Source organism: Aliiglaciecola aliphaticivorans (assembly GCF_054782055.1).
Genome location: NZ_BAAGTF010000029.1, coordinates 1 through 21820 on the forward strand (window position 1 = coordinate 1; position 21820 = coordinate 21820).

18 protein-coding genes are annotated in these 21820 nt (G+C 42.1%); 16 read left to right on the forward strand and 2 right to left on the reverse strand.

Going from position 1 to position 21820, the window contains the following annotated elements:
- The first annotated feature begins 250 nt into the window (after positions 1-250).
- From ACYVIL_RS14950 to ACYVIL_RS14980, 7 genes are all read left to right on the forward strand, one after another.
- The gene (locus tag ACYVIL_RS14950; RefSeq protein ID WP_303472654.1) at positions 251-712 is read left to right on the forward strand and encodes a DUF4190 domain-containing protein; all 462 of its coding nucleotides are present in this window, start codon (positions 251-253) and stop codon (positions 710-712) included.
- A 308-nt stretch (positions 713-1020) separates the two neighbouring features.
- A complete protein-coding gene (locus ACYVIL_RS14955) occupies positions 1021-1650 on the forward strand; it encodes a hypothetical protein (protein WP_460313181.1) in 630 nt (209 codons plus the stop codon).
- A gap of 710 nt (positions 1651-2360) precedes the next feature.
- Positions 2361-2759: a hypothetical protein gene (locus ACYVIL_RS14960; RefSeq protein WP_460313183.1), complete on the forward strand. Its 399-nt coding sequence runs from the start codon at positions 2361-2363 to the stop codon at positions 2757-2759.
- Positions 2756-3910 carry a hypothetical protein gene (locus ACYVIL_RS14965; protein ID WP_460313185.1) on the forward strand — a complete coding sequence of 385 codons (1155 nt, stop codon included), beginning with the start codon at positions 2756-2758 and terminating at the stop codon, positions 3908-3910. Before ACYVIL_RS14960 ends, ACYVIL_RS14965 begins: the two co-directional genes overlap by 4 nt.
- 165 nt (positions 3911-4075) lie before the next feature.
- Complete coding sequence (locus ACYVIL_RS14970) at positions 4076-6595, forward strand: TonB-dependent receptor (protein WP_460313187.1); 2520 nt, start codon at positions 4076-4078, stop codon at positions 6593-6595.
- A 56-nt stretch (positions 6596-6651) separates the two neighbouring features.
- A complete protein-coding gene (locus tag ACYVIL_RS14975; RefSeq protein WP_460313189.1) occupies positions 6652-7737 on the forward strand; it encodes a tyrosine-protein phosphatase in 1086 nt (361 codons plus the stop codon).
- Between the two features lie 219 nt (positions 7738-7956).
- Complete coding sequence (locus ACYVIL_RS14980) at positions 7957-8496, forward strand: hypothetical protein (RefSeq protein WP_303472642.1); 540 nt, start codon at positions 7957-7959, stop codon at positions 8494-8496.
- Positions 8497-8504: 8 nt separating this feature from the next.
- Here ACYVIL_RS14980 and ACYVIL_RS14985 read toward each other — a convergent pair whose 3' ends face one another.
- Entirely contained in the window at positions 8505-9701 is a 1197-nt protein-coding gene (locus tag ACYVIL_RS14985) for a dipeptidase (protein WP_460313191.1), read from the reverse strand.
- A gap of 453 nt (positions 9702-10154) precedes the next feature.
- Here ACYVIL_RS14985 and ACYVIL_RS14990 point away from each other — a divergent pair, with 453 nt between their 5' ends.
- Entirely contained in the window at positions 10155-11765 is a 1611-nt protein-coding gene (locus tag ACYVIL_RS14990; protein WP_460313193.1) for a glycerol-3-phosphate dehydrogenase/oxidase, read from the forward strand.
- Positions 11766-11990: 225 nt separating this feature from the next.
- Positions 11991-12758: a SapC family protein gene (locus ACYVIL_RS14995; protein ID WP_460313195.1), complete on the forward strand. Its 768-nt coding sequence runs from the start codon at positions 11991-11993 to the stop codon at positions 12756-12758.
- Positions 12759-12805: 47 nt separating this feature from the next.
- Here ACYVIL_RS14995 and ACYVIL_RS15000 read toward each other — a convergent pair whose 3' ends face one another.
- The gene (locus ACYVIL_RS15000; protein ID WP_460313197.1) at positions 12806-13873 is read right to left on the reverse strand and encodes an aldose epimerase family protein; all 1068 of its coding nucleotides are present in this window, start codon (positions 13871-13873) and stop codon (positions 12806-12808) included.
- Between the two features lie 490 nt (positions 13874-14363).
- Here ACYVIL_RS15000 and mraZ point away from each other — a divergent pair, with 490 nt between their 5' ends.
- The 7 genes from mraZ to mraY are packed head-to-tail and all read left to right on the forward strand — an operon-like array spanning position 14364 to position 21812.
- Positions 14364-14822 (forward strand): division/cell wall cluster transcriptional repressor MraZ, encoded by a 459-nt coding sequence (gene mraZ, locus ACYVIL_RS15005; protein WP_303472634.1) that lies wholly within the window; start codon positions 14364-14366, stop codon positions 14820-14822.
- Entirely contained in the window at positions 14819-15769 is a 951-nt protein-coding gene (gene rsmH, locus ACYVIL_RS15010; RefSeq protein WP_303472631.1) for a 16S rRNA (cytosine(1402)-N(4))-methyltransferase RsmH, read from the forward strand. The genes mraZ and rsmH overlap by 4 nt, the downstream gene beginning before the upstream one ends.
- A complete protein-coding gene (gene ftsL / locus ACYVIL_RS15015; RefSeq protein ID WP_460313200.1) occupies positions 15766-16086 on the forward strand; it encodes a cell division protein FtsL in 321 nt (106 codons plus the stop codon). Before rsmH ends, ftsL begins: the two co-directional genes overlap by 4 nt.
- On the forward strand, positions 16083-17822 hold the full coding sequence (locus ACYVIL_RS15020; protein ID WP_460313202.1) for a penicillin-binding transpeptidase domain-containing protein: 1740 nt from the start codon (positions 16083-16085) through the stop codon (positions 17820-17822). Before ftsL ends, ACYVIL_RS15020 begins: the two co-directional genes overlap by 4 nt.
- The gene (gene murE, locus ACYVIL_RS15025; protein WP_303472626.1) at positions 17819-19348 is read left to right on the forward strand and encodes a UDP-N-acetylmuramoyl-L-alanyl-D-glutamate--2,6-diaminopimelate ligase; all 1530 of its coding nucleotides are present in this window, start codon (positions 17819-17821) and stop codon (positions 19346-19348) included. The genes ACYVIL_RS15020 and murE overlap by 4 nt, the downstream gene beginning before the upstream one ends.
- A complete protein-coding gene (locus tag ACYVIL_RS15030) occupies positions 19345-20736 on the forward strand; it encodes a UDP-N-acetylmuramoyl-tripeptide--D-alanyl-D-alanine ligase (protein ID WP_303472625.1) in 1392 nt (463 codons plus the stop codon). Before murE ends, ACYVIL_RS15030 begins: the two co-directional genes overlap by 4 nt.
- Complete coding sequence (gene mraY, locus ACYVIL_RS15035; protein WP_303472623.1) at positions 20730-21812, forward strand: phospho-N-acetylmuramoyl-pentapeptide-transferase; 1083 nt, start codon at positions 20730-20732, stop codon at positions 21810-21812. The genes ACYVIL_RS15030 and mraY overlap by 7 nt, the downstream gene beginning before the upstream one ends.
- Positions 21813-21820: the final 8 nt, after the last annotated feature.

Below are 21820 nucleotides of genomic sequence, written 5' to 3' on the forward strand. Positions count from 1 at the left end.
TAATGACTCCTGATCTAACATTGCATCCACGCCGCCTCTTCATTTTCAGAATCAGTGGCAATTGTGCCTCAGGTGGGTCAATTTTAAATTACCGTTAGTGGGTCAGTTTTACATTGCCGGTGACAATTGATAAACTTACTACTTTAAACCTATAAAAATTATAGAGTTAGTTGAAATAATGGGGTAAATTCATTTAGTCGGATAAATTTCGACCTCGGTATCTTAAACTCGCTTTATATTAGGAATGTCAATGAAAGGAACAATTCTGGATTTTGAGCCCAACTCGAAAGAAGGGGTCATATGCGCCGACAATAAACGCTTCACGTTTAATATGGGAGAGTGGAAATACAATCATTCTGCGCGTCCGGGGCAACATGTTGAATTCGCTGCACACTTAGGTAAAGCCAAAGACATTAAAGCACTTTATAAAGCACCTAACGCTATAGTATTGGCATCTGAAACCATCAATGCAGTTAAACGCTCTAAAAGCGCTGTGGCATCTTTAATTTTTGGAATATTGTCCCTTATTTTTATTAGTTCTCTGTTGGCTATCATTTTTGGTCACGTGGCACAGTCTCGAATACGTCATAGTCATGGCAAATTAATTGGCAGTAAAATGGCTAGGTGGGGATTATTTCTAGGCTATATTGGACTACTCCTTAATATTGTTTTCTTTATTATACTTGCTGCACAAACAGGGCCAGGTTATTAACTGTTAGGCAATGGTTTGCCGTCATTTTCTGCCGCTAGCCTTTCTACTTTGCCATTTTGTTTTGGCATTTTGTGCAAAGATGCAAGGTAGCGCAAGCCTGGAAAGATTCGCTTTCTGGCCAATCTAAAGTTTATTTTAAATTAATATATTAACGTGTTGATTTTAAAGGGTTAATTTAAAGTCAATAATTCCCGCGTAGACTTTACACGCCATGTGAAATAACTCTCACCGAAGACTGAAAAATACCTCTGTTGGCATTATTTCTGCTAGCTCTTGGCTATGTAACCTGTTTTAAAATGACTTTTAACATGCAAATCAATACACAACCTCTTTCTTTGTTTGATTATTTGGATAATCAAACCCAAGGTAATCAAGATCTGGAGAATATCGCTAACACTGCCAAGCAAGACATTAAAAGTGGCTTAGCAGTGTTAGACAGTGGATTAGCTAATCAGGAATTTGAAGAGACCTTGCGGTTACTTGAAAAAGGCGAAATTGATTTAGATTTGAATACGGTCGAAAACTACTATCAATTCAATCAGAATCGATTAAACCAAGAAATCGAACAGTTATTTGCACAATTTGACTCTGTTGATAATCTGCAAATTAGTATCGAAAATGAAAAGCTAACAGTAACAGGGGATGAGCAATCTGCTGAGTCTCTGCAAAAGTACCTAGATCGTGACAGTCGTCTAAACAGTTTAGTAAAGCAAACCTCAACGTTATCTCAATTTGTTGAGTGGGGTAAAGCAAAGGAGCAAGCGGCGGTTTATCAGGAGGAAAATATGCCAGAGGAAACCCTTGTTGACTATTTAAAAGAGGCAAGGGAAGTGGTTAACAATAGCAATGAGTTGGTAATCAGTTCTAAAGGTGGCTATTTTACCTCCCATGGACAAACTGATGTATTAACGAAAAAATACTCTGAATTCGAAGATTAAAAAAAAGCCAAAGTAACAAGACCCGTCCCCTTAACTCATATATGAATTTTGGAAATTGTTTAAAGCTTCTGTAAAAGTAGCATAAGGAATATAGCCACTTTTCACTTCTGAGTTTTACCCTCGCCCTGCAAAATGGGCGTTTATGACAGTAAAAAGTTAAAAGTCATATAAGTGCAATATTAAAGTCATATTATCATCGCAATTAAGAAAATTATTTGGTGTGTTTTACTGCGATGTCAACAAAGCAATACTCGCTGGCATTGCTAGTTTCAATGGTGTGCATAGTTTGTTTAGGGGCGATACTCACTCGCCAGGCTACGCCCTATGTCAAGCTTTCCAATTATTCTACCTATGCTTGCGAAACTGGTGCGCCCCTTGAAAAGCGTATTAAACTGCATTTAGGTGCCCCAATATTTATCAAAACTATTGCTGAAAAATTGTGCCAATCCAAGTTGATTTAACAACAATATGGAAAGGTAATTGTATCTTGGAAAGCAAGAGATGCCATTACCGCAGCGGATATTACTGATACTGAGTTCTCGCTGTTAATTGGTAGAAAACACACCTTTACTGGGCTGGTACCAACGTTTGATGCATCATATAAACTCTTAGAGCCTAGGGTTAATTTCACCCAGTACAAAGTTTATTGGTTTAGCCACGAACCCTTCAAGAATACGCTTCATCAGCAACTCTTAGGTAAACGTATTGGCGTGATAAACGATAAAGTTAGCCATACCCATTATTTACTGCCATTGACAGCTTTAGGTCAAGCCAATGTGCACCTTGAACAAGTTGATCTTCGTTATTACGACAATGCCTATAAATTATACGAAGGGTTTAAAACTGGCGAAATTGATTTAATTAGTAGTGGCGCTTGGTTTGAGCAAGAGGTGGACGGTCCTATCTACAAGTCTTTAATAACCGCTGATGCCAATATTGGCGATGTGTTTGTTAATAGACAGATTTCTAAACCTATTCAGTGTGAAATATTTAAAGGGATTCAACCTTATATCCATTTCATTGATCAGTTGACTCAAAATCAATTAACACAAGTCAAAGTGAAGAGTCACAGTATGCAGAGTCATAATCTGAAGGATTGCGACGGATGAAAAAGTGGGTGATTTCCGTTGGCGCATTTTTACTGTTATGGATAAGTTTCACTCTTATAAACGTATTTTGGGTGAATTACACCACCATACAGTCATTTGACCGCCACTTGAACACTGCGTTTTTAGAAATTAAACAAACTAAAACCTATTCTGACAACATGTTCTACGACTTCAAACAGCAACTTGAAGAACGATTATTACTCGATCTGGTTGATATTTCCCCTTCTTCAATTATTTCAGTTCAGAAACGTTGCCGGGGGGGTGAGGTTGAAGTGCATAGTCAAACGCAAACCTCTGAACTAGAAAAGTCGTGGATGCATGCAGATATTCTCATTGCACCTTATGATTTAGTTGCTAGCATTAGCTTAGACTGTGAAGTTAAATGGCCTCAGTTACTTGGATTAAATGCATTGCTTGCAGCCTTGATGCTATTAACTTTTCATTATTTACCTCGCCCCATATCCACTCACCAGCAGCATTGGTATAAAACTTTATTAGCATCAGGACTGAGCAGGAAAAAGGCAGGATACTTTAGCTTTTGCCTATCTCAATTTTCCACTGAGCAACTGCAAATATTTCAATTTTTACAGGGGCAAACTGATGATGATATGGAAATTATCGTTAAATGGTGTATGCAAAACGTGCCCGATGATATAAGTGATAATCAAGTCAGGTGGTTTTGCAAAATCTGTCAAGATTATCAGCAAAAAGATCAGGCATTAACTATCGCTATTCACGAGGATGTGGTTGAGTTCAATACCTCTGAGCACTTGGTTTTAATCCACGGTTTCCCATTAACACTTCCCAAAACGCCTTATTTTTATTTCTTGTGGTATGCACAAAAACGTCTGCAAGGAGATGGCTGGCAAAAGAACCCTGCCACCAATCGGCCAGACAAAGTGGCGGCATTAGAGCTTATTCAACTTATGCAGCAATACGGTGGGCATGGCAAAGCCATAAATGATTTGGAAGTCCAAGGCTTAACCTCTAAAAAACTCGATCAAAATAGAAACAAAATAAAAGAAGAGTTACTTCATTGTTTAGGTGAAGATTTAGCTGAAAATTACTTATTTGAATCGCGCAGAGATGCTAAATCACAACGCTATTGGTATCGAACACACTTTGATAAATCAAAAATAGTCATACATTAGTTTATTTTTTATTCTTGTAAATTATTGAAATATAAGCACTTTAATTTTAGAGATGTCTCTAAAATTAAAAAAACCTCTTTGTCATATTTTGGCAATCTAAACCCCCCAGCATGCACCGCAAGTTTACACCATCATATTAATGTAAAAATAACCGGAGCATCATAAATGCGATACTTAAACCCTGTTTCTGCTGCAGTTTTTGTAGCCTTAACAAGCTCATCCTTCAGCGCCCTTGCACAATCAAATAGCGACGATGATAGCATTGAAGAAGTGGTTGCCATCGCTTCACCAATTCGCGATAGTCAAAAGGCGGCAATAGATGCTAAGCGCAGTGCCACCAACTTTGTGGATGTCGTTGCCGCAGATACTATAGGTCGATTTCCTGATCAAAATTTGGCAGATTCTTTAGGGCGGGTTCCTGGCTTAGCCATTGAGCGCGACCAAGGTCAAGCGCGCTATATTAATTTCCGTGGTGCACCATTTCGTTATACCACTATCGCTATTGATGGCATCGTTATTCCTGGTGCAGAAAATGGGCGTATTCCCCGTTTCGACAGTTTTCCTTCTGTGATTACGAGTCGTATAGAAGCGAACAAAGCGATTACTGCCAAGATGCCTGGTGAGGCAATAGCCGGTTTTATCAACATTGGCACATTTAATCCATTTGACGTGCAAGGCTGGTCTGTTGCCGCAGATGTAGGGGCAGGAACACAACAATTAGGTGATGGTGACATAGAGAAATTTTCTTTGCGTACCTCATACTCCGAAGATGAATGGGGATTCTCCCTATTTGGCTCAAAGAATAGTCGTGAACAAACCACGGATAACCGAGAATATGACTTAGAGTACGTTGATGGACTGCGCCAGTTGAACGAAATTGATTTTCGCAGTTACAAAGTCAAACGAGAAGATGAGTCATTAGGTGGCAGAATTGAATATCGACCAAATGGCGGAATGGATCGGGTTTATCTAAGTACACTGTACACAAAGTTTAGCGATCATGAGCAACGTAATCAGTATGTATTTGATTTTGCTGGTGGCGCTGGGGCAATCGACGCGCCCACACCAACCGGAGATACCGGCTATATGCCCGTCGTGTTGGCTAGCCGTTTACTGGAAGAGGGTGTGTATGAGAATTCAACTTGGACTAGTACGTTAGGATTCGACAAACAGTTAAGCGACTGGTTTATCGAAGCAAAATACAATCGCACTGAAACCAGCAATGAGACTTTTTTACCCATTCCATATAGCGTTGGCGGTGCAGTAGCAGCAAGCTATGACCTAACGGATATCAATGATCCAAAGGTTTCTTTATTTTCTGCAGGCACAACAGATCCTATTAGTGTTCAAGACATTAGTTATGCCGCAAATTTAGGCTTAATAGTGGCTGGTAACTTGGATATCGACTCGGATCTAATCAGCATCGACGCAGAACGTTCACTCAACCTGCTAGGCCAGGCTTCTGTTCTAAATACCGGTTTGAGCTTGAATAAACGTGAAGCACAGGGCAATGGCATGAGCAACGGGATAACCAGCTTCCCGGTCGATGAGGTTGATATTGTTAGTTTCGATACTGGCGAGTTGTGGGACACTGATTTTACCAATAGTTTGAATGCCAGCTATTACGACAATCCGGGTTTATTACAAGCCTGGGAGGCAGCAGCAGGCGCCTTAACGCCAGCGGCATCTGATGATCAGGTTATTTCAATTGAAGAACAAATTAATGCTGTTTACGCCATGCTTACCACTGAAAAAAGCTGGGGTAACTGGGTTGTTGGCATGCGAGTTGAGCAAACTGATTACACAAGTTCAGGCCCTAACGGCAGTTATTCCGATGATGATATTCATGTTCTGCCAAGCGCATTGGTTAACATCAATTTAGCTGACGATTTAAAATTGAGGCTGTCGTTAAATAGCGCTATTAGCCGTCCAACTTATGGCGAATGGAGAGCGTCGGCATCGATTGATTATACCTCAAGTCCAGTGCAAGTTAGCGGCGGTAACCCTTCGTTGAAAGCCGAAGAGGCTTGGGGAGGGGATATCGCATTGGAATGGTATGCAGCTGATGCCAGTTTACTCTCCATAGGGCTGTTCACTCGTCAAATCGATAACGTGATATATGCTGACAGTAGTGCCATAGATGGCGGTGTTTATGCTGACGCCAATGCCGGTGAGACTTGGCAGTACACCGGCTTTATCAATGGTCAAGATGGAAAACTTAGTGGCCTAGAAATCAATGCAATTGTTCAAGCATCTGACATGCATATAGACCTGCTAGAAGGTTTTGGTATGAGCGCAAATGCCACCTTCTTAGACAGTGAGTTCACCACGCAAAGCGGCACGACTTTCAGCTTACCTGGCACTTCAGAGGCAATTTATAACGCATCAGTGTTTTATGAAAATGATGCTTTCTCTGCGCGTTTGAACTATCAGTATCGCGATAGTTGGTTATCCACCACTGAAAATGATTCCATGGGGGAATATTGGGCTGCGCAAACCCGTGTGGATATATCTCTAAGTTACGCTCTGCCTTGGGATGTTATGGGCGGTGAGCTGTCAATTTATGCCAACGCCAATAACCTTACAGACGAGTTGGATGTGCGCTACGTAGGTGATTTAACTACGCCTAATCAAGTAGAGCGCTATGGTAAACGCTACCTTGTTGGCGTGCGTTTTAACTACTAGAACAACATCAATGGGCGTTTAATCGCCCTTTTTTGTCGACCAAATTGGAGCAAATTATGAAAAAAAATAAGTTTAACAACACCCGAATTTTATTCTCAAGCATGCTTGGCCTGGCAACCGTTTCTCACGCCTATGCTCTCGAAGCTAACGTCAACTATGATCCTCAAAATCAAGCTTATCACCTAAATTGGCAGGCTGAATCACCGGTTACCGTAAAAGCTTTCCCTGTGGGCAACGAAAAAAAGGTTATTCTCATAGATAGCAACAACAGTGGCAATGAAGTGCGTTGGCAAGCCCCTGCAACCCAGCGTTACCAATTTATTATAGAGCAAAGCAATGGCGAGGCAGTTGAGTTGCGAACCCGGGTTTTACCTTTCGCTGGCGGACGCAACTTCCGCGATTTGGGCGGTTTTAAAACCAAAGACGGTAAGCAGGTTAAATGGGGAAAGTTATATCGTTCAGGTGCAATGCATAACTTGACCTCTGATGACTATGCAACAATAAGAGATTTAGGCATTGCCACCGTGGTAGATTTTCGCACCCCAGAAGAGCGCGCGTCAGAAAAAACTGAATGGCAAGGCGGTGAAGTAGAGCATTACACTTGGGATTATGCCATGGACTTTGATATGGAATCGTTTAAAAGTGTGATGAATGGACAGCCCATAACATCAGAAATGATGGAAGGCGTTATGGCCAGCATGTACCCGGGTATCCTAAGCCAGCAAAAAGAGCATTATAAAGCGATGTTCGACAGATTGGTTGAATCTGATGAACCTTTGGTTTTCCACTGCACTGCAGGTAAGGATCGCACCGGTATCAGCGCTGCGCTTATTTTAACCGCACTAGATGTTGAGCGAGATGTCATTATTCAAGATTACGAATTTACCGAGCAAGTGTTAAAACCTGAGGACCTATTGCCACCTGCAGGGCATGCAAACGAACCAGCAGATCCCATGATGGCAAAGTTGGCTAAGCTACCAAAACCTGCTTTAGCGGCTTTAATGGGGGCCAGAAAAAGCTATATACAAGCAGCGTTTGATGAAATGATTGCTCAATCGGGTTCGGTTACAGCCTATATAGAGCAGGAATTAGAAGTAAGCCCTGCAGATATTGAAGTGTTGAAAGCGCATTTTTTAGAGTAGATCAGAGATAAGACCTTTTGTTGGTTAATTCGATATAAGGTTAGTGGTGAGCCATCTATTATTTTTCATAATGGATGGCTTTTTTGCTAGTCTTAGCTTTTACAAAGCGTCCTGTTTAAAACGATATTGACGGTTAGACTTTAGTTCAATTGTTAATCAGTTCTAAATTAGGGTAAATTAACCAAAACTAAACCGATTTTTATACTGAATTCAATTCAAGTGAGGTTTAACATTAATAAGACCATCATCCCGACAATACTCGATATTGAGGCCAGTGGATTTGGGAGTCACAGTTATCCCATCGAGGTAGGCGTTGTGACCTATTTGTCGCAGCGATATTGTCGCTTAATTCAACCTGAAGCTGATTGGCGGCATTGGACTCAGGAAGCTCAAGATTTGCATGGCATATCCCGTGAAATCTTGCTGGAAAAAGGTGTGTCTGCTAAACAGGTATGTTTCGATTTAAATAACCTGTTAAATGGTCAAACTGTGTACTCAGATGGTTGGGTTGTGGATTATCCGTGGCTGATAAAACTGTTCAGTGCTGGTAACCAAACCATGAAGTTTAGATTGAGTCCTTTGGAAAATATTCTATCTGAGAAACAGATGGAACTTTGGCATGATACCCAAGAAAACTTAGCTAGGAGTATGGATTGTACTCGGCACAGAGCCAGTTGTGATGCAGAGTTAGTGCAGAATGTGTACGTGCAAACACAACACGATTCTGATCTCACCAACTCTACAGCATTTCATTTTTAACCGATCTTTTAGTGTTTGGCGGCGTAGTCTTCTACTTCACTCCACACACGCAATAAGTTTGTTCCTAGAATTTTCGCAATATCCTCTTCATTATAACCTTTGTCCAATAGGCCCTGCACTAAGTTAGGATAAGCAGATACGTCTTTCAAGCCAATCGGCAAAGAATCACCCACACCATCATAATCTGAACCAATCCCAACATGATCAATACCGACCAATTTAACTACGTGGTCTACATGATCAACAACGGTATCCACATTGGCAAAAGGAAACGGATTATTTTTAATGTACTCTTCGTCAAAATTTGCTAATTGCTCGCTATCAGCGCCAAACTCTTGTTCAATAACTTTGCGTTTCTCACTCAATGTGATGCGCCAGCCTCTAGAGACTTGATCAACAAAAGTCGAGCCAAAGTTAATCATCACAACGCCGCCGTTTTCAGCTAGCGCCACCAGCATTTCATCGGTCATATTACGCTCAAATCCTGGGGTGAATCGGCGCAATGACGAGTGAGATGCAATAACTGGTGCTTTACTGAGCTCGATAACTTGGTAAAACGCATCATCGGAGACATGGGAAATATCTATCATTATGCCGATATTGTTCATTTCGCCCACCAATTCTTTGCCAAATGGGCTTAACCCTTTCCATTTTTTGCGCAGATCGTATGATGAATCAGATATGTGATTGGCTAATGAATGGGCCAAGGTAATATAACGTATACCTCGGTCATAGAATGTTTTCAGGTTTGCCATATCACCTTGTAACGGAGAACCATTCTCCATCCCCATAGGTAAAGAAATTAATCCTTCAGCAAATTGCTTTTTAACATCATCAGGTGATTTAGCAATGGCAAACTTATCTGGAGCTCTGCCTACAATCGCTTCAACGTAATCAATTAATTTGTGAGCTAACGCTGTGGATTTCGGTGAGTCATCTAAAGACGCTGGAATGTAGATTGACATGAAAGGTGCATTAAGTCCGCCCGCTTTTGCTCTTGGGTAGTCAAAATCGCCACTGTCAGTGGCCAGGGTTACATCTTCCCATTTTTGTTGAAGACGATATGGCACATCAATATGACCATCAACTAAGATGTACTTTTGGGTTAACTCTGTGGCTTTTTCTGATGCATGGAATTCACCATCAGACGCTGTAACACAGCCACTCAAAGCTAATGCTGTACAAATCCATAAACTCTTTTTCATACTGTTTTCCTTATTATTTTATGTATAAATGAATGACCCAATGTGACCTGAATTGAAAAGCCCATGTCATGGATTGCTTTGTTTGTTTTAACGTTAAACCGCATGTAAGGGGGAACCGTGTTGCAAATCCACACGAGTTATGACCTTCGCCCTTAGCCAAAGCAGCCCTTAAAATTTCAGAAATAGTATGATCACTAAGATGAAATAGTGAAATGTTAAAATCCAACAAACCCAAGCGTTACATGAAGTAACCAAAGCTGCTGTAAACTATCCGGTATTTTGTAATTGAATACAAGGTCGAGGAATAGCCCATTATTTTTATACTTGTTTGTTCGTGTTTCGAATTCTAACCTTGTTACACTGACTAGCTTATCATTTACTGAGATATCAATTAATGGATTTTTTAAATCAAGAAATTCAAATACTGGATGACGTTTGGAATAACACAAAACCATGAATTTACGTAAAAGTAATATTGCCAAGCTTTCTCAACAGACCTTTGATGTGCTCATTGTTGGTGGTGGGATCAATGGTGCAGTTTCAGCCGCTGCGTTATCGGCTAAAGGGGCTAAGGTAGCGCTAATTGATAAGGGGGATTTTGCCGATTTTACGAGCTCAAATTCATCCAATTTAGCTTGGGGAGGGATCAAATATCTAGAGACTTTTGAGTTTGCTTTAGTCAATAAGCTATGTAGAAGTCGCAATCATCTAATGCGACATTATCCCTCCACCGTTCAGGAAATACGGTTTTTCACGAGCATTCAGCGTGGTTTTCGTTTTAATCCCGTATTTATTTACATGGGAACACTTTTATATTGGCTAATGGGGCGTTTTTTTACAAAAATGCCTCGCTACTTATCTCCCGAAAAAATGAAACAAATGGAGACTATTGTTAACACTGAGCATATTTCAGGTGGTTTTGAATATTCAGATGCTTACTTGCATGATAACGACGCCAGATTTGTATTCAACTTCGTTCGCTCTAGTATGAGTTATGGATGCATAGCCGCTAACTATGTGGGGTTAGAGCACTCGCGCAAAGTCGATGATATATGGTTTAGTGAAGTTACCGATCAAATCAGTGGCGAAAAAATAGAAATTTCCTCGAAAGCTATCATTAATGCAACGGGCCCTTTTGTCGATCAGGTAAATCAAATTAATAATCAAACCACCGAGCACCATCATCTGTTTTCTAAAGGTGTGCACTTAATTGTAAACAAACTCACAGACAGTGAAAAAGTGCTGACTTTTTTTGCTGATGATGGCCGTTTATTTTTTATCATACCTATGGGCCCTAAAACCTGCATTGGCACAACCGACACTCAAGTTGATGGACCTCAGTCTCAGGTAACCGATGAAGATAGAGATTTTATCTTGTCGAACGTTAATAAACTCTTGTCCTTAGCTCAGCCTTTGACTAAAAAAGACATTATAGCAGAGCGTTGCGGGGTGAGACCTTTAGCCATGAAAGGCAAAGGAGGTGAGGCTGACTGGGTGAAGTTGTCACGAAAACATGCCATTGACGTCGACAAAGACAACCATTATTTATCAATATTTGGGGGTAAATTAACCGACTGTATCAACGTTGGCGAGGAAATTTGTGAGTTAATAGCGTCCTTTCATATTCCCTTGGCTTACAAAAATTACAAATGGTACGGCGAACCCGGCGAGGCGGTAAAAAAAGAGTTTTTCCATCGTGCCAAATTGATGGGATTGGATGATCTTACCCCTAGCAGTTCGTCGGAACCCCTAACCCAACGATTTTGGCGTAGATATTGGCGAAATGCTATCAATATGCTGGAAAGCATTCGCGAAAACCCAGATATGGGAAAATTACTCATCGAAAACAGCGAATACCTTAGAGTTGAAGTGGAACATGCAGCCAATCGTGAAATGATAACAACCTTAGATGACTTTTTACGGCGGCGCTCAAAAATTGCCTTAGTGGTTCCCCAACAAGATATCTTACAGGCACCGGGGTTAAAGGAAGCCTGTCACATTCTATTTGGCGAAGAGGCCGAGGCCAAACTCGCAGAATATATAGCCACAGTGGTTAATTCCTAATAATTTCAGACCGAAGTACACTTTTTAATAAAGTATTTCTAATTTAAAGGGCTAGGGTGGTGACTTCCCACGCCAAATAAAACATACTTGCACACTTTCTGGCACAAACTGACTTATATTTTACCGTGCTCAGGCAGTGCAAAGAGCTAGTAAAGTGTTTGAAAGTGATTTTAATCTCCGTCGTGTTTTCCCCGCGGAGCATCATTTAAAAGAGAACAAGAAGTAATGAAAACGAATTATATTCCACTGGATAAAAATAAACATAGTGCGTTAAAAGTAAAGACCCAGCATAACTTTGAATTTGCTAAAGAAACGCATTTAGCCTCTGCTACATTGCGTGAGTACGCGCAAATTGCCAGTTGTATGCCTATTGTCTTTATTAAAGATCAAGCTTCAGGCAATTTCCATTCAATTGCCATGCTTGGTTTGGAGCAAGGTACTAATTTATATTTCAAAGATGACAAATGGTTAGGCCATGTTATGCCTTTGAACATTCAACGTTACCCTTTTGATGTGCGCCCTGACGGTGACAAGCTAGGCGTTTACATTGATGAAACTAGCGTCTTGGTTGGCGAAACAGAAGGTGAAAGTTTATTTACTGCCGAAGGCGAGCCAACGGATTACCTAAAAAATCGTCAAGACCTACTGGGCGAAATTACTAACAGTGAATTGGCAACCCAGCGTTTTATCAAACGAATCGTTGAATTAGAATTACTCGATGCAGTGCAATTAAATGTTCAGTACGGTAGCGGTGAAAAACGTGCTGTTACGGGCCTTTTTACTATCAATGAAAAACGCGTCAATGAGTTATCAGACGAAATTATTATTGAGCTAAAAAATAGCGGCTATCTTGGCGCTATCTATACGGCAATGTTGTCACTTACTCAATTAAACCGTTTAGCACAACTATCAGTCAACACTGAAAAGCCTATTCGCGCTATTCAAATAAGCGTCGTTGACGATACTAAAAAAGAAGAAGCGCCAAGCGCTTAATACTTTCTAACGCTACTTCGTTAAATAGACATAAGCCAGCAGTGTGATTACTGTTGGCTTTTTTGTTTAATTTGATAGCTCGTCCGCGACACAAAAGGTGAGTTGGCGCGCAGAGTTGCACTGGGAAACTCGGCTTGGTTTGGGCTGTTCGGGTAGAACTGGGACTCAATACAGAAACCGTGATAGGCGGCGTACCTAGTGTTGTTTTTACCAAGGGTATTCTCGCCAATAAAATTACCCGTGTATATTTGCGCACCTGGCATGGTCGTTTCAGTGACCAACACGCGCCCAGATTTTGGTTCAGTCACATCTGCAACCCAATTCAGCTTTTCTTGAGCTGGTGTAAATCCATCCACACACCAATTATGGTCGAGTCCATTGGCGGCTTTTATGGCCTCATCTTGTTGCTGGATAGCTTGTTTAAAGGGGGTCGGCTGACGTAAATCGAAGGCAGTGTTATCCACTGATTTTATGTCTCCCGTGGGAATCGCATTTTCATCTGCAGGTGTGTAATAGTTTGCGGCCAGGGTAATTTGTTGGTCAAAAATACTGCCCGAATCGTGACCCGCTAAATTGAAGTAACTATGTTGGGTAGGATTGAAAACCGTGTCTTGGTTGCAAAGCCCATGGTATTCAATGGTTAAACGATCTTCCTGATCAAGGCTGAAAGTGACATCAACCTTTAAGGTTCCCGGAAACCCTTGATCGCCGTCTTCGCTCGTCAAACTCAAAGTAACACTTGGGGATGGATTGTCCTGTGTTTTAGTCACGGCCCAAATTCGATTGTGAAAGCCTTCCACCCCACCGTGCAAACAGTTACCCTGTAAGTTGGTGCTAACGGAATAGGTTTTCTCAGCGAGTGTAAATTTTCCGTTTTCGATTCGGTTTGCGTAGCGTCCCACAGTTCTCCCCAAATAACTTTGGTCAGATAAATACTCCGCAACACTATCAAAGCCTAGCACTATATCTACGCTGGGATCACAAGCTAATTTCCAAGATCGAATAATGGCGCCTAGTGTCAATATTTCAACGGCCATTCCATTGTTGTTTGTTAAAATGTAGCTATCCACTGTTTGGCCATCGGGCATTTTTCCAAATTGCCTTTTATCGATCATCGTTAATCTCTCCAATGCTTAGGTTGATAATGTAATGGCATGCTAACGCCTCCCTTTTACAAACCAGTTGGGGCGCGAAAACCGCATTTATTGCCGTGACTGAGGATATCTTATTATAAGTTGAAGGCTAGCTTATTATAAAAATTACCATCTATATGATTGTTTTGCGTTTTTAAGAATAAGAGAGGGACGTTAGACAAAATTTTTTCACCTTATTTTAAACCTTCAAAATCCCAGAATTTCACTGTACATAAAAACAGCTTTAAAGGCTTTCTTTATATATATCAGCCGCTTTCGTCTAGCCCTTAATTTAATTGACATTCGCGGCATCTGGTTAACCTGTTTTTTGTCCTTGACAATGGGGTTAGTGGAAACCTAAACTCTCATTTGTGGGTAATTGTGGCAGAAAGTGGATCAAAGTGATCTCAATGTGTTGCAAACTGGTGCTAACAAAACAATAAAAGCAAACTAATAAAAAAGGCTAGGGGATATGTTCCGCGGCGCTAACGCAATCAATCTAGACGTAAAAGGCAGGGTGGCGATACCTACACGGTATCGACAGTTGTTGCTAGATGATTGTCAGGGACAACTGGTTTGCACAATCGATACACAGCAAAGCTGTCTGCTACTTTACCCACTTCCCGAATGGGAAGAGATTGAACTCAAACTTAGTAAGCTTTCCAGCATGATACCTCAAGAACGCCGCTTACAGCGACTTCTTTTAGGTTATGCCATGGAAGGTGATATGGACAAGAATGGTCGCTTCTTATTGTCAGCACCACTTCGTCAACATGCCAACTTAAGTAAAGAAATCATGTTAGTTGGACAGCTTAATCGCTTCGAAATTTGGGATGCAGAAACATGGCAGCAACAGGTTCATCAAGATATTGAAACTGAGAAAGGCGGCGAATTTGAATTAACTGAGCGCTTACAGGACTTCTCACTTTGATCACTGAAAACGAATCGTCACAAACGTTGCATCGCTCAGTGCTTTTAGATGAGTCCATTGAAGGGTTGGCGATTAAACCCGACGGCGTCTATATGGATGCTACTTTTGGGCGCGGCGGACATACGGAAAAAGTATTGCAGAAGTTGTCTGACAAAGGCCGCTTAATTGCTTTAGATCGCGACCCATATGCGATTGAAGCGGCTAAACGCTTTGCTGATGACAACCGCTTTTGTATTGAGCATGTGGCATTTTCAAACATTGAAGAAGTTGCTCACAAACATCAGGTATTCGGTCAAGTGGATGGCATTTTGATGGATCTTGGCGTGTCGTCTCCACAATTAGACGATGCCGAGCGTGGATTTAGCTTTATGCGCGAAGGGCCATTGGATATGCGCATGGATACCAGTAAAGGTATGAGTGCGGCTCAGTGGCTGGCAAAAGCAGAAGAAGATGATATTACCCAGGTAATAAAAGAATTTGGTGAGGAAAAGTTCGGTAAACGTATCGCCCATGCCATTGTGAATAGTCGCGATGAGTTTCCACTAACTACAACATTGCAATTGGCAAAGTTAGTGGATGAAGCAGTACCGGTGAAAGATAAATTTAAACATCCTGCTACACGGACTTTTCAGGCAATTCGTATTTATATTAATAGCGAATTAGATGAAGTTCGCGACGGACTTAAAGGAGCATTAGCGTGCCTTTCTTCAGGAGGACGACTGGCCGTGATCAGTTTTCACTCATTAGAAGATCGATTGGTAAAACGCTTTATGCGCGAACAAAGTCGGGGAATGCAGGTACCAGCCCGAATGGCAATTACCCAGGCGCAAATAGATGCGACCCGGGCAATGAAGTTAATTGGTAAAGCGACTAAGCCAAGTGAGTATGAAATTAAAGTGAATGCGAGGTCGCGAAGTTCAGTGTTAAGGGTGGCTCAGAAGCTGTGACAGATACTAGGACCAACTTCAATTTGGTCAACTTAATCTTCACTGAACTAGCCCGTCATCCGATACGGGTTTTGTTGTTTTTAATGGTATTGATAAGTGCGTTCGCCGTGATCATGAGTGCGCACCACAATCGACAGATGTCGATGGCCCTAGAACAGCTAATGCAAGAACAAGATCAATTAGATATTGAGTGGCGTCACTTAATCCTTGAGCAAGGGGCGTTAACCGATCATAACCGCATTGAAGTTGCGATGAAGAAGCAACTTGATATGCACAGACCCAGTCCAGAAGATGAAGTTGTGGTGCGTTTGAAATGACCAAGGCTAGAACTAAACAAGCTAAGAAAAACATTGCTCCAAGTTTAGTGCAGTGGCGTTTCATAGTGGTTGTTGGTGCCATACTAGCCGTGTTTGCAGTATTGACTGCCAGAGCTGCCTATATTCAGGTTATCAATCCTGATCAATTGATTGAAGAAGGTGATAATCGAACCCTCCGAGTGCGTAATAATGAAGTTTATCGCGGGTTAATTACTGATAGAAACGGTGAGCAGTTAGCAGTAAGTGTGCCTGCAAAAGCTATCTGGGCGCACCCTCCAACCGTGACAGATCCGGAAAAAGGTGCGCTAGCCGATACTCGCAGATGGCAAGCTCTTGCTGAGGTATTAGGCCAAGACGTTGATAAACTGATTAAAAAAGCCAGCAATGAAAATAGCAAATTTGTCTATTTGCAACGACAAGTGTCGCCGGCAATGGCTACCTTTGTACAGAAGCTAAAAATTCCAGGGGTATACTTAGTCAACGAATCTCGTCGTTATTATCCGGCAGGCGAAGCCTCGGCCCATGTCGTTGGTTTCACCAATGTTGACGACCAAGGAATCGAAGGAATAGAAAAATTATATGACGAATATTTGTCAGCAACCCCAGACTCTAGAACGATTCGTCGTGATGCCAAAGGGCGTCAAGTTGAAATATTAGAACAGGAAAAAGGAAAAGAGCCGCAAAATATTCAACTCACCATAGACCAACGAATTCAAGCGCTTGCTTACCGTGAATTAAAGTCAGCCGTGCATTTTTACCGTGCTACATCTGGCTCAGTCGTGGTGGCCGATGTGAATACCGGGGAAATATTGGCGATGGTGAATAGCCCTTCTTTTAATCCAAACAACCGCAAAGGTGTATCACCACGGAAAATTCGCAACCGAGCAATTACCGACACGTTTGAACCTGGTTCATCTGTTAAGCCGCTGGCTGTGGTGAGTGCTCTAGAGTTTGGTTCTGCTGACACTGAAACCATTATCGACACCTCGCCAGGTTGGCGACGTCTAGGTGGAAGTATCGTCCGCGATTCCCGTAATTACGGCAAATTAACTTTGCAGCAAATTATTAAAAAATCGAGCAATATCGGTACTTCAAAATTAGCGCTTTCAGTACCCAAAGAATTCCTTTTAGACACTTATTACAACATGGGATTGATGAGCGAAACAGGCACTAATTTGATTGGCGAGCAGGGCGGGCTTTTCAACGAACAGCGAAGATGGTCGAAATTTGAATTGTCTACCTTGTCATTCGGGTACGGATTATCTGTTACCACTATGCAATTGGCACGAATGTATTCCATTTTAGGCAATGGCGGTGTTAAACAACCCCTCAGTATTGTCATGTCAGATGAACAAAAAATTCAAGAAAGGGCTATTAGTGAAGAGAATGCTCATCGTGTGTTGAATATGATGGAAAGTGTACTTGAAGACGGTGGTTCAGGCCGCAAAGCGCGAGTGCCAGGCTACCGTGTTGCGGGTAAAACAGGCACCAGTCGTAAAGCGATTAAAGGCGGCTACGGCGAGCAATATGTGAATATTTTTGCCGGTGTGGCCCCTGTTTCTGATCCCCAACTGGCGGTGGTTGTGCTAATTAATGAGCCTAAAGGCGACTTGTATTACGGCGGTGACACCGCTGCTCCGGTTTTTAGCTCTATTATGGCCAACACGCTGCAATTATTGAATGTTCCGCCAGATGCCAAAAATGTTTCCTCAATCGCCAAACGAGGAGAACAATGATGCCGCATTTACACAACACCACTGATATCAAATCTATACTTGCGCAATTTAAAATTGATGCACCTGAGGTGCAAGTCAGTGAATTAGTATTAGATAGCCGTGAAGTGGCAGTTCACAGTGTTTTTGTGGCAATAAAAGGTCATCAGTTAGATGGACGAGACTTTATTCCTCAGGCAATTAGCCTAGGTGCGAAATTGATCTTGCAAGAAGTTGAACAGCCGCAACGTCACGGCGATATTGAAATGCGTGAACAGAGTATTTTGATCTCTTTTTATCAGTTGGGACAAAAGCTATCTCAATTGGCCGCCGCATTTTACGGTACACCTGCTCAACATTTAGACGTGGTTGGTGTGACGGGGACAAATGGCAAAACGTCAGTGGTGCAGTTAATCAGTCAACTGCGTTATTTATGTGGCGACAAGTCAGCTTCAATAGGGACCTTAGGCGCAGGACTGTACAGCGCTGATAACAATGCATTAGAAAAAACGCTAAATACCACGCCAGACGCCTGTCAGGTGCAAAAGTTACTTGGCAAATTTGTGCAATCTGGGGCGAAACAAGTGGCTTTAGAGGTGTCGTCACATGCCTTGGTTCAGGATCGTATTCAAGGGCTTAAAATGGATGTCGGAGTCTTTACTAATCTGACCCGCGATCATTTGGATTATCATGGCAATATGCATGAATATGCCAAGGCAAAACGGCAATTACTCAACCAGCCAGGGCTCAAACATTTGGTTTTAAATGCAGATGATCCTGAGACGCAAAACTGGGTGGTTGCCGCGTCGAGACAGCAACATATTACTTTGTTTTCGACCCAGTTAAAGGTCGAACAATTGCCAGAACAGCGGCACTATTGCCTAGCTAGTCATATTGATTATAGCCATAGTGGTTTGTCGTTTGAACTGCATTCTTCATGGGGAAATGCCCGGATTAACTGTGGTTTGTTAGGTCAGTTCAATGTGGCTAACCTACTGGCCGCGATGGCGAGTCTTTTAGTCTTAGGTCTGCCGTTACAGCAATTGGCCAAATTGTGCGCGAAATTAAAACCCGTGGCCGGACGGATGGAGCTCTTTGAACACCCTACAGCGGGTCATTTAATTGTCGATTTTGCCCATACACCGGATGCCCTAGAGCAAGCGCTTAAATCAGCAAGAGTGCATAGTGACAAACAACTTATATGTGTTTTTGGTTGCGGTGGCGACAGAGACAAAGGCAAGCGTCCGTTAATGGGCGAGGCAGCGGAACGATTTAGTGATCAAATCATTCTCACTTCAGACAACAGTCGCTCTGAACCTTCTTCTTCTATTGTTGCCGATATACTCGCCGGCATAAAAGATCAATCAAAGGTCTATGTTGAAACCAATCGCAAAAAAGCAATTCAACTTGCAATTGCTCATAGTCAGAAAGGAGATCTGATCGTGGTTGCAGGTAAAGGACATGAGACAGAACAAATTATCGGTGAGCAAATTCTACCGTACGATGAAAGAAATTATGTAAACACGCTGAGTGTAGGGAAAATGCAATGATTGAAGTATCTCTTGACTGGATAGCACAACAAACAAATGGCGAGTTGTTTGGCACTAATGACAAGGTCACAGGTGTTAGCACAGACACACGAAGTTTGGGGCACGGAGATGTTTTTATTGCTTTGGTAGGGCCTAATTTTGATGGCCATAAATTTGTTGATCAAGCTGCCAACAGTGGTGCTGCTGCACTGATTGTATCGCAAGAAATCGAAACCCATTTACCTTACATTTTGGTGGAAGACACAAAGTTGGCATTAGGGGCGTTGGGCGCGGCAGTAAAACAAAAAGTTGCGCCAAAAACCGTGGGCATTACCGGAAGTAGTGGCAAAACAACGGTGAAAGAAATGGTGGCTGGTATTTTATCGCGAATCGGTAATGTACTTGCCACTGATGGAAATTTTAACAATGAGATTGGCGTGCCTCTAACATTATTGAGATTGCAACAAGACCATGATTTCGCGGTGATCGAAATGGGCGCGAATCACTTGGGCGAGATTGCGTATACCACCAATTTAGTTAAACCGGATGTTGCCACTATCGTCAATGCTGCTGCAGCTCATCTAGAAGGGTTTGGGAGTTTATTGGGTGTTGCTCGGGCAAAAAGTGAAATTTTTAGAAGTTTAAGTAAGGAAGGTACGGCTATTATCAACAAAGATAGCCAGTTTAGTGATTTTTGGTCTGGCAAATTGAAAGAATGCCATATTCAAGGGTTCTCAGAAAGCAAAGAAACTGAGTTTTATGCTCAAGATATTAGCCTTGGTATCGATGGATGTGCGCAATTTATGATGTGTACACCAAAAGGCAAAATTCATCTTACCTTGTCATTGCCTGGTACTCATAATGTGGGTAATGCCCTAGCTGCCGCTGCGTTGGCGATGAATGTTGGAGCAAGTTTAGACGATATTAAATTTGGTTTGCAAAACATGCAGCAAGTGAGTGGCCGCCTGCAGGTCAAACAGTTAACCAATCAAGTTAAAATTTTAGATGATACCTATAACGCTAATGTCGCCTCTGTTAATGCCGCAATCGATTTACTCAGTAGCTTCAGTGGTTACCGTATTTTGGTGTTGGGTGACATGGGTGAGTTAGGTGAAAAAGCGCGCTATTACCACGAGTTAGTGGGTGAACACGCGAAACAAAAAGGTATTGATAATTTAACCACTCTTGGTGTGTTAAGTCAGGCTGCCAGCGATATCTTTGGTGGTAAACACTTCAGTGATATTGGGTTGCTCATTGAATATATTAGTGACCATCTAGCCTCTGAGCAGCGTGACATTACGATTTTAGTTAAAGGTTCTAGAAGTGCTCGTATGGAAAACGTCGTGAAAGCTTTGGAGGATTCTCCTGTGGGAAAGTTTGAACGAGTTAGGGAGCGAATCGCATGCTAATTTGGTTGGCTGAATGGTTGCAGCAATATGATGCAGGGTTCAATGTATTTTCATACCTGACCCTGCGCGCAATCCTTAGCACCCTAACTGCTTTGCTTATGGCCGTTTTAATTGGTCCTAGCATGATCCGTTGGTTGCAAACTATGCAAATCGGTCAAACTGTCCGTGATGATGGCCCGCAAAGTCATTTGTCCAAATCGGGTACTCCCACTATGGGGGGCTTGCTCATTTTGGCTGCGATCCTGACCAGTGCTTTGTTATGGGCAGACCTGAGTAACCGCTATGTTTGGGTGGTATTGTCAATTGTAGTTGGATATGGACTGATTGGCTTTGTTGATGATTATCGTAAAGTAGTGCGTAAAGATCCTAAAGGGCTAATCGCTAAATGGAAGTATTTTTGGCAGTCCATTATTGCCATCGCTGTTGCTATTTATTTGTATGCAAGCAGCCAAGATCCTGCTGAAACTGCACTCTTGGTGCCTTTTTTCAAAGAAGTGATGCCACAACTTGGGATGTTTTTCATGGTGGTTGTGTATTTCACCGTGGTGGGGACCAGTAACGCAGTGAATTTAACTGACGGTTTAGATGGACTCGCCATTGTGCCTACAATTTTGGTGGCAGGGGCATTGGCGATTTTTGCCTACACCACTGGCAACATTAACTTTTCTGCGTACCTGAATATTCCTTATATTCCGGAAACGAGTGAGTTAGTGATTGTGTGCACCGCTATTGTTGGTGCTGGATTAGGCTTTTTATGGTTTAACACCTATCCGGCTCAAGTGTTTATGGGCGATGTCGGCTCATTAGCGTTAGGCGGTACTCTGGGGATTATGGCGGTGCTTGTCCGTCAAGAAATCGTGTTGATTATTATGGGCGGGGTCTTTGTGGTGGAGACCTTGTCAGTGATTTTGCAAGTGGGGTCATATAAGTTGCGTGGCAAACGCATATTTAGAATGGCACCTATTCACCATCATTTTGAACTGAAGGGCTGGCCAGAACCTCGTGTAATCGTTAGGTTTTGGATTATTTCAATCATTCTAGTGCTAATTGGATTAGCCACATTAAAGCTGAGATAAACAAAGGT